We start from the raw sequence: 15,363 nt of genomic DNA, 5'->3' as shown, positions 1-15,363 counted from the left end.
CCGGGCGGTCGTGCTCAGCCCGTCGGGGCTCCGAGCGCTCGCTGCAGCGCGGCGTCCATGGCCTCGACGGGCCCGGGGCGACCGGTCATCAGGCGCACCTGCTCCACCGCCTGGTGCAGCAGCATGCGCTCCCCGCCGACGACGGTCCCGCCGGTCACCGCCCACGCCTGGGACACGGCGGTCGGACGCGGGTCGTAGACCACGTCGAGCAGCACGCCGTCGACGGCCGTCTCCCGCGATCGGAGCGACGCGGCGACCGGGTCCGCGGCGCGGGCGGGCATGGTCGAGACCACGACGTCGGCGTCGGCGAGCACGTCGGGGACCGTCGCGGTGTCGAGCACCTCGTACCGCGGCGTGACGCCCATCCGTGCGGCGGCCTCCTGCAACGGCCCGGTCCGCCCGAGGTCACGCACGAGCACCAGCGGCGCCGTGCAGCCCAGCTCGCCGAGGGCGGCCAGCGTGGACGCCGCGGTCGCTCCCCCGCCGAGCACGACGGCGTCGCGCACCGGCACGTCACGGGTGCCGTGCCGCTCGGTCAGCCCCTCGCAGACCGCCTGCACCAGCCCGTGCACGTCGGTGTTGGTCCCGGTGAGGGACACACCGGTCCTGGTCGGGGCGACGAGCACCGTGTTGACGGCACCGACCACCTGCGCCAGCGGGTCGACGTGGTCGACCAACCCCATCACCGCGTGCTTGAGCGGCATCGTGACGCTCAGCCCCGCCCAGGCGAGGTCCAGACCGCGCACGACCTCGGGCAGCTGCTCCACGGTCGTGTCGATCGCGGAGTACTGCCACCCCTCGAGCCCGAGGGCCTCGTAGGCCGCCGTGTGCAGGGTCGGCGAGAGCGAGTGCGCGACCGGGTGTCCCACGACGGCCGCGCGCCTCACCGCTGCCATCAGTAGCCGTTCTCCGCTTCCCAGGCGCGCAGCTCCGCGACGTTCTGCTGGTGCTCCTCGAACGTCTCGGCGAACTTGGTCTCGCCCGTGTCGAGATTGACCGCGACCCAGAAGATCCAGTCACCCTCCGGCGGGTTCGCCACGGCCTCGACCGACGCGGCTCCGGGGTTCGCGATCGGCCCCGGCGGGAGGCCGGCGTGCTGGTACGTGTTGTACGGGTTGCTCGGATCGTTGGTGTCGTCCCGGGTCAGCTCGGTGCCAGGGATCCCGAGACCGTAGGCGACCGCCGCATCGATCTGCAGACGCTGGCCGATGTCCAGACGATTCTCGATGGCCCGAGCCATCTTCGGACGGTCCTCGTCGGCCCGGGCCTCACGCTCGACGAGCGACGCCTTGATGAGCACGTTCTGCCGATCGCCCTTGGCCACGCCCAGCGAGTCGAGCTCGGCCTTGGTCTGGTCGATCATCGTCGACAGCAGGTCGACGGCCGTGTCCCCCGGCTGGACGGCGTACGTCTTCGGGAACAGCCAGCCCTCGGCGTCGCCGTCGGCCTCGCCGGGCAGCCCGATCTTCTTGGGCGAGTCCAGGGCCTCGGCCAGCTCGTCCTGCGTGATGGGGGTGACGGAGGCGATCTTGTCGACGACCTGCTCGACCGTGAACCCCTCGGGGATGGTCACGTTGGTCTCGACCTTCTCGTTCGCGACCAGCGCCTCGACCGCGTCGGCCGCGCGCATCTGGGTGTACAGCTCGTAGGTGCCCGGCTGGATGCCGGACGCACCCGGCGTGGCGTCGAACGCCGCGTTGAACGCGCCCACGCTGGCGACGACGTCGGCCTCCACGAGCGCCGACCCCATCATCGCGCCCGTGGCGCCCTCGGGGATCTTGACCTGCACCGGGTCGACACCGGGTCCGGCGTAGTCCTCGGGTGCGGAGTCGAACAGGTCGAACCCGGACAGGGAGCTGCCGAGCCGGTCCACGAGGAAGTAGCCGCCGACGCCGAGGACGCCGAGCAGCACCACGAGAATGACGGCCGTGCGACGCTGCCGCTGGCGCCTGCGCTTGCGCGCCGCGCGCTTGCTCGCCGCTGAGCGTCCCCGCGACGGCGAGGCGTGCCGCTGGACGGTGGTGGTCTCGAAGAGATCCGTCACGCCGGAAACATCCTTCTCATGGAACGGTCACTGGACATGCTCTCACGCCACCTCGACCAGCTCGCCGACCCGGTCCCCCGTGGTCCGCTCCGCCTCGAGTGCGTGTTGCAGAATGATAACGGCTGCGGCTTGGTCGATGACAGGGCGGTGCTTGGCCGTCTTCTTGCCCGCGGCCCGGAGCTGGGCATGGGCCGTCACCGTCGTCATCCGTTCGTCCACCAAGCGGACCGGCACCGGACCGACCGCGGCGGCCAGTCGGCCCGCGAACTCCCGGGCGTCCGTGGTCGCGGCCCCCTCGTTCCCCGACAGGTGCCGGGGCAGGCCGACGTAGACCACGGCGGCCGACCGCTCGGCGACCTCCGCAGCGATCCGCGCGACGTCCGCCGTCGGCCCCGGCGCGCCGTCCGTGCCGGGCGGCACCGGCAGCACGCGGGCCACGGTCTCGACCGGCGTGGCGACCAGCCCGTCCGGGTCGGAACCCGCCAGGCCGATCCGGGCCCTGCCGACGTCGACGCCGAGCCGGGCACCACGCGGCAGCGCGTCAGGCACCGGCGGCCTCGCGCACCTGGGCCCGGACGCCGTCGAGCGCCGCCGGGACCGCCCCGACGTCGGAGCCGCCGCCCTGGGCGAGGTCCGGCTTGCCGCCGCCCCCGCCGCCGAGGGTCCGGGCAGCGGTCTTGACGAAGTCCCCGGCCCGCAGGCCGGCGTCCCGCGCCGCCGCGTTGGTGGCGACGACGACGAGCGGACGACCGTTCGACTCCCCGGCGACCGCGACGACAGCGGCGTCCGACTCGCCGAGCCGGCCCCGGACGTCCAGCGCGAGCGTGCGCAGGTCGTCCGCGGAGCCGACCTCCCCGGCGTCGTGCGCGACGACCCGCACGTCGCCTTCGCGGGACGCCTCGGCGGCCAGCGTCGCGGCCTGCGCCAGCAGCTGTCCCTGACGCAGGGTGGCGAGCTCCTTCTCGGTGTCCCGCAGGCGGCTCATGAGCGAACCCACCCGGTCGGTCAGCTCCTCGGGCCGCGCGTTGAGCATGCCGGTCAGCTGACCGACCAGCGCGTGCTCCTTCGCGTGGAAGCCGTAGGCGCCGGCGCCGACCAGCGCGTCCACACGGCGCACCCCCGAGCCGATGGACGACTCCCCGAGCAGCGCCACCCGACCGACCTCGCCGGTCGCGCCGACGTGCGTGCCGCCGCACAGCTCGCGCGACCACTCGCCGCCGATGGAGACGACCCGGACGTTCTCGCCGTACTTCTCCCCGAAGAGCGCCATCGCGCCCAGCTCCTTGGCCCGGGACAGCGGCATGACGGCGTCGGTGACCTCGAGGTTCTCCGTGAGCCGCTCGTTGACCCGCTCCTCGATCTCGCTGAGCTGGGCGGCCGAGACGGCCGTGGGCGAGCGGAAGTCGAACCGGACCCGGCTCGGCGCGTTCTCCGACCCGGCCTGGGTCCGGTCCTCACCGACCATCTCGTGCAGCGCCTTGTGGATCATGTGCGTCGCCGAGTGCGCCCGACTGATGGCCACGCGCCGACCGGCGTCGATCGTGGCGGTCCCGGGGTCGCCGAGCGCCACGGTGCCCTCCACCAGACGGCCGCGGTGCACGGACAGCCCCGCCACGGGACGCTGCACGTCGTCGACCTCGATCGTGGCGCCGGAGTCCAGCGTGATGGTGCCCTGGTCCGCGAGCTGGCCACCGGCCTCGGCGTAGAACGGCGTCCGGTCCAGGACGACCTCGACGTCCGCGGGGGCCGTGGCGGCCGGCGCGGACGCACCGTCCACGAGCAGCCCCTCGACGTGCACCGAGGCCTGGTGGTCGGAGTACCCGAGGAACTCGACGGGGGCCGAGAGCCTCTTGGACAGCTCCTCGTAGGCCCGCAGGTCCCCGTGGCCGGTCTTCTTCGCCAGCGCGTCGGCGCGCGCCCGCTGCTTCTGCTCCGCCATGAGGTCGCGGAACGCCTTCTCGTCGACCCGGACGCCCTGCTCGGCGGCCATCTCGAGGGTCAGGTCGATCGGGAACCCGTAGGTGTCGTGCAGCTGGAAGGCCTCGGCCCCGCCGAGGACGACCGGACCGCCCTCGGAGGTCTTCTTGGCGCGCTGCACCGCGGTGTCCAGGATCGTCGTGCCGGAGGCGAGCGTGCGCCGGAAGGCGTCCTCCTCGCCGTAGGCGACGTCGGCGATGCGCCCGAAGTCCGTCTCGAGCTCGGGGTAGGACGCCTTCATCGCGTCCTTGGAGACCGGCAGCAGGGCGGGCAGTGCCTGCTCGTCGACGCCGAGCAGGCGCACCGCGCGCACCGCGCGGCGGATGAGGCGCCGCAGCACGTAGCCGCGACCCTCGTTCGCGGGGCGGACGCCGTCGCCGATGACCATCAGCGCCGAACGCACGTGGTCCGCGACGACGCGCATGCGCACGTCGTCCTCGAGGTTCGCGCCGTAGCGCTTGCCGGTCATCTCCTCAACCGTGGCGATGACGGGGTAGACCTCGTCGATCTCGTAGAGGTTCTCCTTGCCCTGGAGGAGGTAGGCGATGCGCTCGAGCCCGGCGCCGGTGTCGATGCTCTTGTGGTCGAGCTCGCCCAGCAGCGGGTAGCTCTTGCCCTGTCCCTCACCGCGGACGAACTCGTCGAAGACGAGGTTCCAGATCTCCAGGTACCGGTCGCCGCCCGGGTCCACCGTCCCGCCCTCGGCCTCGGGTCCGTAGGCCGGACCGCGGTCGTAGTGCCACTCGGCGCAGGGGCCGGCCGGGCCGGGCTGGCCCGTGTCCCAGAAGTTCTCCTCGCGCGGCAGCCGCACGACGTGCTTCGGGTCCAGGCCGATGCCCTTCGTCAGGGCGTCGTAGGCCTCGGTGTCCTGCTCCCAGATGGTGACCCACATGCGGTCGCCGTCGAAGCCGTAGCCACCGGCGCCCTGCTCGGTCGTCAGCAGCTCCCACGCGAAGTCGATGGCCTCGCGCTTGAAGTAGTCGCCGAACGAGAAGTTGCCGTTCATCTGGAAGAACGTGCCGTGCCGCGTCGTGCGCCCGACGTTCTCGATGTCGTTGGTGCGGATGCACTTCTGCACGCTGGCGGCCCGGGGCCAGGGCGCCTTCTCGGTGCCGAGGATGTACGGGATGAACGGCACCATGCCGGCGATCGTGAAGAGGATCGACGGGTCCGGCGAGACCAGCGGGACGCTCGGGACGATCTCGTGGTCCTTCGAGCGGAAGTAGTCCAGCCAACGCTGGCGGATGTCGGCGGTGCGCATGGTGTCCTTCGTCAGAGTCGTTGCCTGGTGGCCCTGGGGCCATTGTCCCGCGCCGGAGCGGTGCCGGCGGCGGGCTCAGAACGAGTAGCCCAGCTCGTCCTCGTCGGCGCGCGTGGCGGCCTCCGGGTCGACGGCGGCGTGCCGGCCGCGGCGGGACCGGACGTCGACGTCGTCCGGGTGCGGCTGGCCCTCGGCGAGCAGCGCCGCGACGAGCTCGTCCTCGCGGGACTCGCGGGCCACGGAGAACTCGTGCCGGAACGTCTCCAGGAAGGTCCCGGTGCGGCGCGAGACGTCACGTCCGAGGTCCTCGGCGCGTGCGGCGACGGCCTCGGGGGTGTAGCGGGCCACCAGCCGCCGACCCCGCTGGATCACGACGACCGTGATCGTCACGCCCACGCCCACCCAGAACAGCCGCCGCGTCATCGCGACGCCCCGTTCCCGGTCGACGACCGCCAGGCCTTGCCCAGGCCCTGGCGCACGCCGTAGGAGAACGCGGCGACCTTGACCAGGGGGCGACCCAGCGTCGAGGCGTACAGACCGGCCAGGGCCGAGACGTTCTCGCTCACCTGGGCGGCGGACGTCGTGATGACGTCGACCTTGACGAGCTGGTCGTTCGTCGAGGACACGGTGCTCGCGGCCTCGTCGAGGATCGGCACGGAGTGCTCCGTGAGCTCACGGATGCTGCGCGAGGTCTCGTCGAGCGTCCGCCCGAGCTTGACCAGCGGGACGGCCAGCAGGCCGACCAGCAGCACGAATGCGATGGCGGCGATCAGTCCCGCCACGTCCCCCACGGTCATCTCTCATCTCCTCGGTCGGGTGAGTCGCCACCCTATCCAAACGACGACGCCCCGTCCCCGATCGGGGGACGGGGCGTCGTGCCTGCTGAGCGCGGTGGCGCTGGATCAGCGGGCGTAGTACTCGACGACCATCTGGACGTCGCAGGTCACGGGGACCTCGGAGCGCTTCGGGGCGCGGGTCAGCGTCGTCGACAGCTTCTCCAGGTTGACGTCCAGGTAGCCCGGGACCTCGGGCAGCACGTCGCGGTGCGCACCGGCGGCGGCGACCTGGAACGGCGTCGTGGTCTGCGACTTCGGCTTGACCTGGAGGGTCTGGCCGGGCTTCACGCGGAACGACGGGCGGTCGACGATCTTGCCGTCCACCATGATGTGGCGGTGCGTCACGGCCTGGCGCGCCTGCAGGATGGTGCGGGCGAAACCGGCACGGAGCACCAGCGCGTCGATGCGGGTCTCCAGGTCCTCGACCATGACCTCACCGGTCAGACCCGGGTGCTTGCGGGCGTTCTCGTAGACCTTGAGCAGCTGCTTCTCGCGCAGAGCGTACTGGGCGCGCAGACGCTGCTTCTCGCGCAGACGCACCGCGTAGTCGGACTCGGTGCGGCGACGGGCACGGCCGTGCTCGCCCGGGGGGTACGGACGCTTCTCGAAGTGGCGGACGGCCTTCGGGGTGAGGGCCAGACCGAGCTTGCGGCTCAGGCGCACCTGGCGGCGCGACTTGCGGACTGCAGTCACAGTGTTCTTCCTGTCCTGTCGTGGTTCTGAGGTCACACCCGAGGCGCAGTGGTCCGTGGACCAGGACGTCGGGTGCGGGACCAGCCGACGGAACCCTCGTCGACACCGTGACGATGTCGCAGGAGGCGTTCGCAGGGCCGAGGTCCCAGGTGGTCGCCGCGCGGGCAACCCGTCCATGTTACCCCATCGCCGCCGCGTCCCTGTGCCGGCCCTGCCGTCGTCATGCGACGCCGGTCAGGACCCGCCGTCGAGGATCTGCCGGATCCGGTCCAGCCGTTCACCGACCTGCCGCTCGAAACCCCGGTCGGTGGGTTCGTAGTACCGGCGCCCCGCCAGCTCGTCGGGCAGGTACCGCTGCGCGGCGACGCCGTGCGGCTCGTCGTGGGCGTAGCGGTACCCCTTCCCGTGGCCGAGCTTCTCCGCACCGGCGTAGTGGGCGTCACGCAGGTGGGCGGGGACCACCCCGACGCGACCCGCCGAGACGTCCGCGAGCGCCGCGCCGATCCCCGCGTACGCGCGGTTGGACTTCGGCGCCGTGGCCAGGTGGACCACGGCCTCGGCGAGCACGATCCGCCCCTCGGGCATCCCGACGAGCTGGACGGCCTGCGCCGCGGCGACGGCCGTCTGCAGAGCGGAGGGGTCCGCCATCCCGACGTCCTCGGCGGCCGAGATCACCAGTCGGCGGGCGATGAACCGGGGGTCCTCCCCTGCCGCGACCATGCGCGCGAGGTAGTGCAGCGCGGCGTCGACGTCGGAGCCGCGGATCGATTTGATGAACGCCGACACGACGTCGTAGTGCTGGTCGCCGTCGCGGTCGTACCGCACGGCCGCCACGTCGACGGCCCGTTCGACCGTGTCCAGGTCGACGGTGACCGGCTCGTCGGGGGCGACCTCGTCACGGGCGTCGCTGAGGGCCGCACCGGCCGCCGCCTCGAGGACCGTCAGCGCCTTGCGCGCGTCGCCGCCGGCCATGCGCACGAGCTGCTCCTCGGCGTCGTCGGCCAGCGTCACGGCACCGTCGAGCCCGCGCTCGTCCCGGATCGCCCGCCGGACCAGGCCGCGCACGTCCTCGGCGGTGAGCGGCCGCAGGGTCAGCAGCAGCGACCGGGACAGCAGCGGGGAGTTGACGGAGAACGACGGGTTCTCGGTGGTGGCCGCCACGAGGGTGACCCACCGGTTCTCCACGCTGGGCAGCAGGGCGTCCTGCTGCGTCTTGGAGAAGCGGTGGACCTCGTCGATGAACAGCACCGTCTCCTCGCCGCCGGTGGCGAGGCGACGACGCGCGTCCTCGATGACCTGCCGAACGTCCTTGACCCCGGCGGTGACGGCGGAGAGCTCGACGAACCGTCGCCCGGAGCTCGTCGCGACGAGGTAGGCCAGCGTCGTCTTGCCGACACCCGGCGGGCCCCACAGGATCACCGAGCCGGGCGCGGCCCGACGCGCGGCGTCGTCGGCGGGTTCCACCAGGCGCCGCAACGGGGACCCGGCGACGAGCAGGTGCCCCTGACCGGTCACCTCCTCGAGCGAGGCGGGACGCATCCGGACGGCCAGCGGGGCGCCGGCGCCGCTGCGCGCGACGACCGGCGTGCCGTGCTCCCCGGTCGTCGCGGCGTTGAAGAGGTCCATGGGAAGGAGCCTAAGTCCCGCCGCCGACGATCGCACACCTGTTCGACGGCCGTCGCGGGTGCGGCGGCGCGGGGTGCCGCCGCGTGGGGCGGGCGCCGCTGCTAACCTGTCGCGGCGATGCCCGGGCCGCCGGCCTCGTGGGAGGCCGCCACCCTCCCGACGCCGGAACGACAGACAGGGGCCGACCGTGACGCTGGACGCTTGGCTGACGCTCGCCGTGGTGCTGGCGGTGCTGGCGACGCTCGTGCGCGGTCGGGTCTCCCCCGCCGTGACGGTCTTCGCCGGCGCCGTGGCCGTGATGATCCTCGGGGTGGTGCCCGCCGAGGACGCGTTCTCCGGGTTCTCCAACGCGGCGCCGATCACGGTGGCGGCCCTGTACGTGCTGGCGGCCGGGATCGAGAAGACCGGGGCGCTGACCCCGGTGATGCAGTCCACCCTGGGCGAGGACGGTGCCTATCGCCGCCCGCTGGTGCGCACGCTGGCCCCGACGATGGCGGCCTCGGCGTTCCTCAACAACACGCCGATCGTGGCGATGCTCGTGCCCCAGGTGACCGCGTGGGCGAACCGCCGGCGGCTGGCCGTCTCCAAGATCCTCATGCCGGTCTCGTTCGCCGCGGTCCTGGGCGGGCTGCTCACGGTGATCGGGACCTCGACGAACCTCGTCGTGTCGGGCCAGATGTCCACGCTGGGCCTGGAGCCGATCGGGTTCTTCGAGATCGGCAAGGTCGGGCTGCCGATCGCCCTGGTCGGGTTCGTGGCACTGGTCGCCCTGGCGCCCGTGCTGCTGCCCGACCGCCGGTCGGCACGCGCGGAGATGGAGCAGGAGGGCCGGCGGTTCTCGTTCGAGATGATCGTCGAGCCGGGCGGCCCGGTCGACGGTCGCACCGTCGAGCAGGCCCGGCTGCGCGACCTGTCCGGCCTGTTCCTGGCGTCGGTGGACCGCGGCGACACGATCATCGCCCCGGTGCGTCCCGAGACCGTGCTGCGCGGCGGCAACCGGCTGCACTTCGTGGGGCCGATCGACCGCGTGGTCAACCTGCAGGAGATGCGCGGGCTGCGCTCGGCCGAGATGGAGCACGTGCTCGACCTGGACGAGCCCTCGGTGCGCTACTACGAGGCCGTGGTCGGCTCCCGCTCGCCGCTGGTGGGACGCACGCTGAAGGACGTGGGCTTCCGCGCCACCTACCAGGCGGCGGTGCTGGCGATCCACCGCTCCGGCCAGCTCGTCGAGAGCCGGCTCGGCACCGAACGGATCCGCCTGGGCGACACCCTGATCCTGGTCAGCGACCCCGACTTCCGCGACCGGTGGCGCGACCGTGCGGACTTCCTCCTGGTGGCCGGCCTGGACGGGCACCCGCCGTCACGGGCGTCGCGCAGCTGGATCCCGGTCGGCCTGCTGGCCGCGGTCGTGGTGCTCGCCGCCACCGGCCTGGTGCCGATCCTGCACGGTTCGCTGGTGGCGGCCATCGTGCTGGTGGCCTCGAAGGTGCTCTCGCCGCTGGAGGCGCGCCGCGCGATCGACGTCGAGGTGATCGTCGTCATCGCGTCCGCCTTCGGGCTCGCCGCCGCCATGGAGGCGTCGGGCCTGGCCGACGTCGTGGCCCAGGGCCTGGTGGGACTGTTCGGGGACTACGCCCCCTACGGGGTGCTGCTCGGCCTCGTGCTGGCGACCGTGGTGCTGACCGAGCTCGTGACGAACAACGCCGCGGCGCTGCTGATGCTGCCGGTCGCGGTGAGCACGGCCGCCTCGGCGGGCCTGGACCCGCGGGGCGCGGCGATCGCGGTCGCCGTCGCCGCGTCCGCCTCGTTCCTGTCCCCCATCGGCTACCAGACCAACATGATGGTCTACGGCCCGGGCGGGTACCGGTTCACCGACTACGCGCGCCTGGGATGGATCCTGACGCTCGTGACGGTGGTGGCCACCGTCGTGCTGGTGCCGACCCTGTGGCCGGCACCAGCCTGACGGCGGCCGTGCAGGACGGGGCGCGTCAGGCCCCGTCGCCCTCGGGCTCGGCGTCCACGCCGGCCTCCTGGCGCTGCTCCGCGGTGATCGGTGCCGGTGCGTCGGTCAGCGGGTCGTAGCCGCCGCCGGACTTCGGGAAGGCGATGACGTCGCGGATGGACGGCGACTGCGTCAGCAGCGCGACGATCCGGTCCCAGCCGAAGGCGATGCCGCCGTGCGGCGGGGCGCCGAACTTGAAGGCGTCCAGCAGGAAGCCGAACTTCTCCTCGGCCTCCTCGTGACCGATGCCCATGACCTCGAAGATGCGCTCCTGCACGTCCCGGCGATGGATACGGATCGACCCGCCACCGATCTCGTTGCCGTTGCAGACGATGTCGTAGGCGTAGGCGAGCGCGTTGCCCGGGTCGGACTCGAACGTGTCGAGCCACTCCGGCTTCGGGGAGGTGAAGGCGTGGTGCAGGGCGGTCCACGCCGACGTGCCGAGCGCCACGTCCCCGTCGTCGGCGGCCTCTCCCGCCGGCTTGAACAGCGGCGCGTCCACGACCCACACGAACGACCAGGCGTCGTGGTCGATCTGGCCGGTGCGCTCGGCGATCTCCACGCGGGCGGCGCCCAGCAGGGCGCGGGAGTCCGTGGTGCGACCGGCCGCGAAGAACACAGCGTCACCGGGCTGCGCACCGGTGGCCTCGGCGAGCCCGGCGCGCTCCGCGTCGGAGAGGTTCTTGGCGACCGGGCCGCCGAGCGTGCCGTCCTCGACGAAGGTGACGTAGGCGAGGCCCTTGGCGCCGCGCTGCTTGGCCCAGTCCTGCCAGGCGTCGAACTGCCGGCGCGGCTGCGAGGCCCCGCCGGGCATGACGACGGCGCCGACGTACTCGTTCTGGAACACCCGGAACGAGGTGTCGGCGAAGTACTCGGTGAGCTCGACGAGCGGGTTGCCGAACCGCAGGTCGGGCTTGTCCGTGCCGTACAGGCGCATGGCGTCGGCGAAGGTGATCCGCTCGAACGGACGGGGCACCTCGACGTCGACGAGCTGCCAGATCTCGGCGAGCAGCTCCTCGGTCAGCGCGATGACGTCGTCCTGCTCGACGAAGCTCATCTCGACGTCGAGCTGGGTGAACTCGGGCTGCCGGTCGGCCCGGAAGTCCTCGTCGCGGTAGCAGCGCGCGATCTGGTAGTAGCGCTCCAGGCCGCCGACCATGAGGAGCTGCTTGAACAGCTGCGGCGACTGGGGCAGCGCGTACCAGGAGCCGGGCGAGAGCCGGGCCGGGACGAGGAAGTCCCGCGCACCCTCGGGCGTGGAGCGGGTCAGCGTGGGCGTCTCGACCTCGACGAACTCGTGCGAGTCCAGCACGCGCCGCGCCGCGGCGTTGACCTTGGCCCGCAGCCGCATGGCGTGCGCCGGCGCCGGGCGGCGCAGGTCCAGGTAGCGGTGCTTGAGCCGGGCCTCCTCACCGATGGTCTCGGTGTCCGCGAGCGCGGTGGAGACCTGGAAGGGCAGCGCCTCGGAGGTGTTGAGCACCTCGACCTCGGTGGCGATGACCTCGATGTCCCCGGTCGCGAGGTTCGCGTTGGCGTTGCCCTCGGGGCGCCGGGAGACCTCGCCGGTGACGCGCAGCACGAACTCGGAGCGCAGCGGGTGGGCGACCTCCTCGTCCCGGATGACGACCTGGGCGATGCCGGAGGCGTCGCGCAGGTCGATGAAGGCCACTCCTCCGTGATCACGGCGGCGATCGACCCAGCCCGTGAGGATGACGGTCTGGCCGATGTGCTCGGCTCGCAACGAGCCGGCCGTGTGGGTGCGGAGCACGGAAGGTTCCTTTCGCACGATGTCGGGAGTCTCACCGTCGGGTCCGCCGACGGAGTGGGGCGCACGCGACGCCCGTGACATCCTACGGGGGCAACCGCCCCGGACTGCGAGGAGAGATCGATGGCCCGCCAGATTGCGACGAACACCACCGTGGGTCGCGAGGAGCTGACCGAGTTCCTGCGGTCCCGTCACCACGGGGTGCTCGTCACCACCCGCGACGACGGGCGTCCGCAGCTCAGCCCGGTGGCCTTCGGCGTCGACCCGGCGGGCCGCGTCGTGGTCTCGACCTACCCGGAGCGCGCGAAGGCGGTCAACCTGCGCAAGCGCCCGCAGGTGTCGTTCATGGCCCAGAGCGACGACTTCGGCGACGCCTGGGTGCAGGTGGACGGCACGGCGGAGGTCCTCGACATGCCCGAGGCCCTGGAGCCGCTGGTGGAGTACTTCCGGGCAGCGGCCGGCAAGGAGCACCCGGACTGGGACGAGTACCGCGAGGCGATGGCGAAGCAGGACAAGTCGGTGATCCGGATCACCGTGGAGCGGTGGGGCCCGATCGCGACGGGCGGGTTCCCGCCGCGGCTCGCCGACGAGGGCTGAGCGGCCCCCGGTTCAGCCGCGCAGGCGCCGAAGGGCCCGCCGGGCCCGGGTCACCTGCGACGACGGCCGGGCCTGCAGCTCGACGAGCAGGTCCGCCACGGTGGCGACCGCCGCGTCGGCGACCTGGCGAGGCATCCGCCGGTCGGGGTCGACCCAGCGGGGCGCGGGCGGCTGGGGCATCAGGTCGTCGAGGTCACCGTGCACCCGGACCCCGCGGTCCCGCAGCCACCGGGTCCAGCGCTCGGTGCGTTCGACCACCCACGGGTGGTCGTGCGGCCCGATCGTGATCCGGGCGGCCGGTCTTGATCCCATGCCGGGCACGACGACGGACTCGATGAGGGGCGAGGCGGCCCCTCCCCGTCGGGCGTCATCACCGAGCTCCCGGTTCAGCCGCCGCAGCAGCCGGGCCTGCGCGACGCCGATCGACTCGTTCACGCGGGCCGCCTCGCGCGGTGCGACGTCGGCCGGGACTCCCAGGGCGTCGAGGAACCTGCGCCAGAGCACGTCCGGTGACCCCGCCGCCGGTGCCGTCACCACGTGGAGCCGGTCGGCGGGCAGGTCCGCACCCCAGACGGTCAGCAGCCGGGGGACGTCGAACGACGCCATGAACCCGAGGCGGTTCTCGCGCGCACGACGCATGTACGCCGCGAAGGACCTCGTGCTGCCGAACTTGACCATCTCCTGCCAGCCGCTCGCCAGCTCCCGGGCGAGGTCGCGTGCCGTGACCACCACGTGCACCTCGTCCCCGGTCCCGCTCAGGTCCTCCAGGACGCGTCGGGCCTGCTCCTCGGACGCCGAGGAGAAGATCTCGTGGCTCACGACGACGTCCCCGCGGGACCGTCGCACGGCGCGCCGGAGCCTCGGCCAGGCGTCCCGCAGCGTGCGCGGGTCCAGCCCGTGGTCCTTGCCGGTGACGTCCAGGGCCGCCCGGTAGTGGATCTCGGGGTCGCGGAGCGGACCCAGCGGGTAGGTCAGGCCGTGGCGCCGCAGGGCTCGCTCGTTGAGCAGGAGCCGGGACTGCAGGGAGGTCGTGCCCGACTTCGGGGCACCGACGTGCAGGAAGATTCGTCGCGGCATCGCAGCACCATGACACATCCCCGTGCGTCGGGCGCGCCGTCGGGTGGCCCTACGATGCCTGCATGGCAGCAGGGCAGATCATCGGGTGGGTGACGGGCCTGGTGGTGGCCCTCGTCGTCGTCACGGCCGTCGTCTGGTGGGCGAGGCGCCGTCGAACGGAACGACGCCGGCGGCAGGACGAACAGCTGCGGCGCCGCACCCAGGACGCCGGCCAGGTGCTCGTGCGCACCGACGAGCGCGCCCGCCTGGCCGAGGACGAGCTCTCCTTCGCCGTGGCCGAGGTGGGCGACGGCGTCGGGGACGAGTTCGGCCCGACGCTGCAGCGGGCGCGCGCGCACCTCGGCGAGGCGTTCCACCTCAACCAGCTGCTGCACGACGAGATCCCGGACACCGACGCCGAGCGGCACACCTGGTCCGGGCGCATCGTCGCGGCGTGCGCCGAGGCCGAGACGCTGCTGGACGACGTCGAGCGGGCCCTGGCCGAGCGTCGCTCCGCGGTGCGCGCGACGCCGGACCTCCTGGAGCAGACCGCGACCCGTGCCGACTCCCTCGCCGACGCGGTGTCCGCGGCCCGCGAGGACGTCGAGCGGCTGCGCGGGCAGTACACCGAGCAGGCGCTGCGCCCCGTGGCGGACAACCCCGAGCAGGCCGAGCGGCTGCTCGACTTCGCGCGGCGCGGCGTGACGGCCGCGCGCAAGCGGCTGGCGGCGGGCCGCAAGGACGAGGCCGCCACGACCGCGCGTGCCGCGGAGGAGTCGGTGCGCCGCGCCGAGGGCCTGCTGGCGGCCGTCGACGACTTCGAGCACGAGGTGCTGCGTGCCGAGGCCGCGCTCGGCGCGGTCGTGGCCGAGTGCCGCGAGGAGCTGGCGCAGGCGCGCGCCCTCCCGCAGCGCACCGGGGCCGTCGACGAGGCGGTCCGCGCCCTCGAGGCGGCGCTGGCGGCCGTCCCTGCCGCGGGCCAGCCGTCGGACCCCGTGGGTGCGCTGACGCGCCTGCGCGGGGCCGCCCAGGGGTTGGACGACGCGGTGCGCGAGCACGAGGAGCGCGCCGCGCAGGCACGGCGTGCCGAGGCGGCCCGCGGCCCCGCGATCCAGGACGCCGAACGGCAGATCGCCGCCGCCCGCGGCGTCGTCGACGACTACCGGGCACCCGTCGGTCCGGACGCGCGGACCCGGCTGGCCGAGGCGGAGCGCGAGCTCGCGGCGGCCCGGGACGCCGCCGACGCGGAGCAGGCCGTGACCCGGGCACGGCGCGCGGCCTCGCTGGGGGCGGAGGCGGCGACGCTCGCCCAGCGGGACCTGCGGGCCCACCACGGGCACGGCGGCTACGGCCAGGGCGGCTACGGCCAGGGGATGGGACTGCCCCGCGGCCGGTCCGGCTCGGACGTCTTCGGCGCGGTGCTGGGCGGCATGGTGCTCGGCGGGATCCTCGACGACATCGGCGACCTGGGCGACTTCTTCGACTGACGCTCGCGCACGGTCACGG

The 15,363-nt window shown here is 73.3% G+C and carries 13 protein-coding genes; 3 read left to right on the top strand and 10 right to left on the bottom strand.

Features of this window, described 5'->3' with window-relative positions; all coding sequences use genetic code 11:
• Positions 1 to 14: 14 nt before the first annotated feature.
• From HLI28_RS14425 to HLI28_RS14390, 8 genes are all read right to left on the bottom strand, one after another.
• Complete coding sequence (locus HLI28_RS14425; RefSeq protein ID WP_171248233.1) at positions 15 to 896, bottom strand: shikimate dehydrogenase; 882 nt, start codon at positions 894 to 896, stop codon at positions 15 to 17.
• A complete protein-coding gene (mltG, locus tag HLI28_RS14420; RefSeq protein WP_171248232.1) occupies positions 896 to 2,044 on the bottom strand; it encodes an endolytic transglycosylase MltG in 1,149 nt (382 codons plus the stop codon). The genes HLI28_RS14425 and mltG overlap by 1 nt, the downstream gene beginning before the upstream one ends.
• A 42-nt stretch (positions 2,045 to 2,086) precedes the next feature.
• Positions 2,087 to 2,593, bottom strand: coding sequence for a Holliday junction resolvase RuvX (gene ruvX, locus HLI28_RS14415; RefSeq protein ID WP_171248231.1), 507 nt, complete (start codon positions 2,591 to 2,593; stop codon positions 2,087 to 2,089).
• Complete coding sequence (gene alaS / locus HLI28_RS14410) at positions 2,586 to 5,282, bottom strand: alanine--tRNA ligase (protein ID WP_171248230.1); 2,697 nt, start codon at positions 5,280 to 5,282, stop codon at positions 2,586 to 2,588. The genes ruvX and alaS overlap by 8 nt, the downstream gene beginning before the upstream one ends.
• Before the next feature lie 75 nt (positions 5,283 to 5,357).
• Positions 5,358 to 5,705: a hypothetical protein gene (locus HLI28_RS14405; RefSeq protein WP_171248229.1), complete on the bottom strand. Its 348-nt coding sequence runs from the start codon at positions 5,703 to 5,705 to the stop codon at positions 5,358 to 5,360.
• Positions 5,702 to 6,079, bottom strand: coding sequence for a DUF948 domain-containing protein (locus HLI28_RS14400; RefSeq protein ID WP_171248228.1), 378 nt, complete (start codon positions 6,077 to 6,079; stop codon positions 5,702 to 5,704). The genes HLI28_RS14405 and HLI28_RS14400 overlap by 4 nt, the downstream gene beginning before the upstream one ends.
• 105 nt (positions 6,080 to 6,184) lie before the next feature.
• Positions 6,185 to 6,811: a 30S ribosomal protein S4 gene (rpsD, locus tag HLI28_RS14395; protein ID WP_171248227.1), complete on the bottom strand. Its 627-nt coding sequence runs from the start codon at positions 6,809 to 6,811 to the stop codon at positions 6,185 to 6,187.
• Positions 6,812 to 7,045: 234 nt separating this feature from the next.
• Positions 7,046 to 8,437, bottom strand: coding sequence for a replication-associated recombination protein A (locus tag HLI28_RS14390; protein ID WP_171248226.1), 1,392 nt, complete (start codon positions 8,435 to 8,437; stop codon positions 7,046 to 7,048).
• Between the two features lie 187 nt (positions 8,438 to 8,624).
• On the opposite strand from HLI28_RS14390, the gene HLI28_RS14385 reads away from it, so the two are divergent.
• Complete coding sequence (locus HLI28_RS14385) at positions 8,625 to 10,400, top strand: SLC13 family permease (RefSeq protein ID WP_171248225.1); 1,776 nt, start codon at positions 8,625 to 8,627, stop codon at positions 10,398 to 10,400.
• A gap of 25 nt (positions 10,401 to 10,425) precedes the next feature.
• Here HLI28_RS14385 and aspS read toward each other — a convergent pair whose 3' ends face one another.
• A complete protein-coding gene (gene aspS / locus HLI28_RS14380; protein ID WP_171248224.1) occupies positions 10,426 to 12,207 on the bottom strand; it encodes an aspartate--tRNA ligase in 1,782 nt (593 codons plus the stop codon).
• Between the two features lie 120 nt (positions 12,208 to 12,327).
• Here aspS and HLI28_RS14375 point away from each other — a divergent pair, with 120 nt between their 5' ends.
• Entirely contained in the window at positions 12,328 to 12,801 is a 474-nt protein-coding gene (locus tag HLI28_RS14375; RefSeq protein ID WP_171248223.1) for a PPOX class F420-dependent oxidoreductase, read from the top strand.
• A gap of 12 nt (positions 12,802 to 12,813) precedes the next feature.
• On the opposite strand, the gene HLI28_RS14370 is transcribed toward HLI28_RS14375, so the two are convergent.
• Positions 12,814 to 13,878 carry a hypothetical protein gene (locus HLI28_RS14370; RefSeq protein ID WP_171248222.1) on the bottom strand — a complete coding sequence of 355 codons (1,065 nt, stop codon included), beginning with the start codon at positions 13,876 to 13,878 and terminating at the stop codon, positions 12,814 to 12,816.
• A gap of 62 nt (positions 13,879 to 13,940) precedes the next feature.
• On the opposite strand from HLI28_RS14370, the gene HLI28_RS14365 reads away from it, so the two are divergent.
• The gene (locus HLI28_RS14365) at positions 13,941 to 15,344 is read left to right on the top strand and encodes a hypothetical protein (protein WP_171248221.1); all 1,404 of its coding nucleotides are present in this window, start codon (positions 13,941 to 13,943) and stop codon (positions 15,342 to 15,344) included.
• Positions 15,345 to 15,363 lie beyond the last annotated feature (19 nt).

The organism is Isoptericola sediminis (assembly GCF_013085345.1).
Lineage (GTDB): Bacteria > Actinomycetota > Actinomycetes > Actinomycetales > Cellulomonadaceae > Isoptericola > Isoptericola sediminis.
The sequence above is the reverse complement of the archived record's forward strand: the minus strand, read 5'-3'. Positions and strand labels throughout refer to the sequence as shown.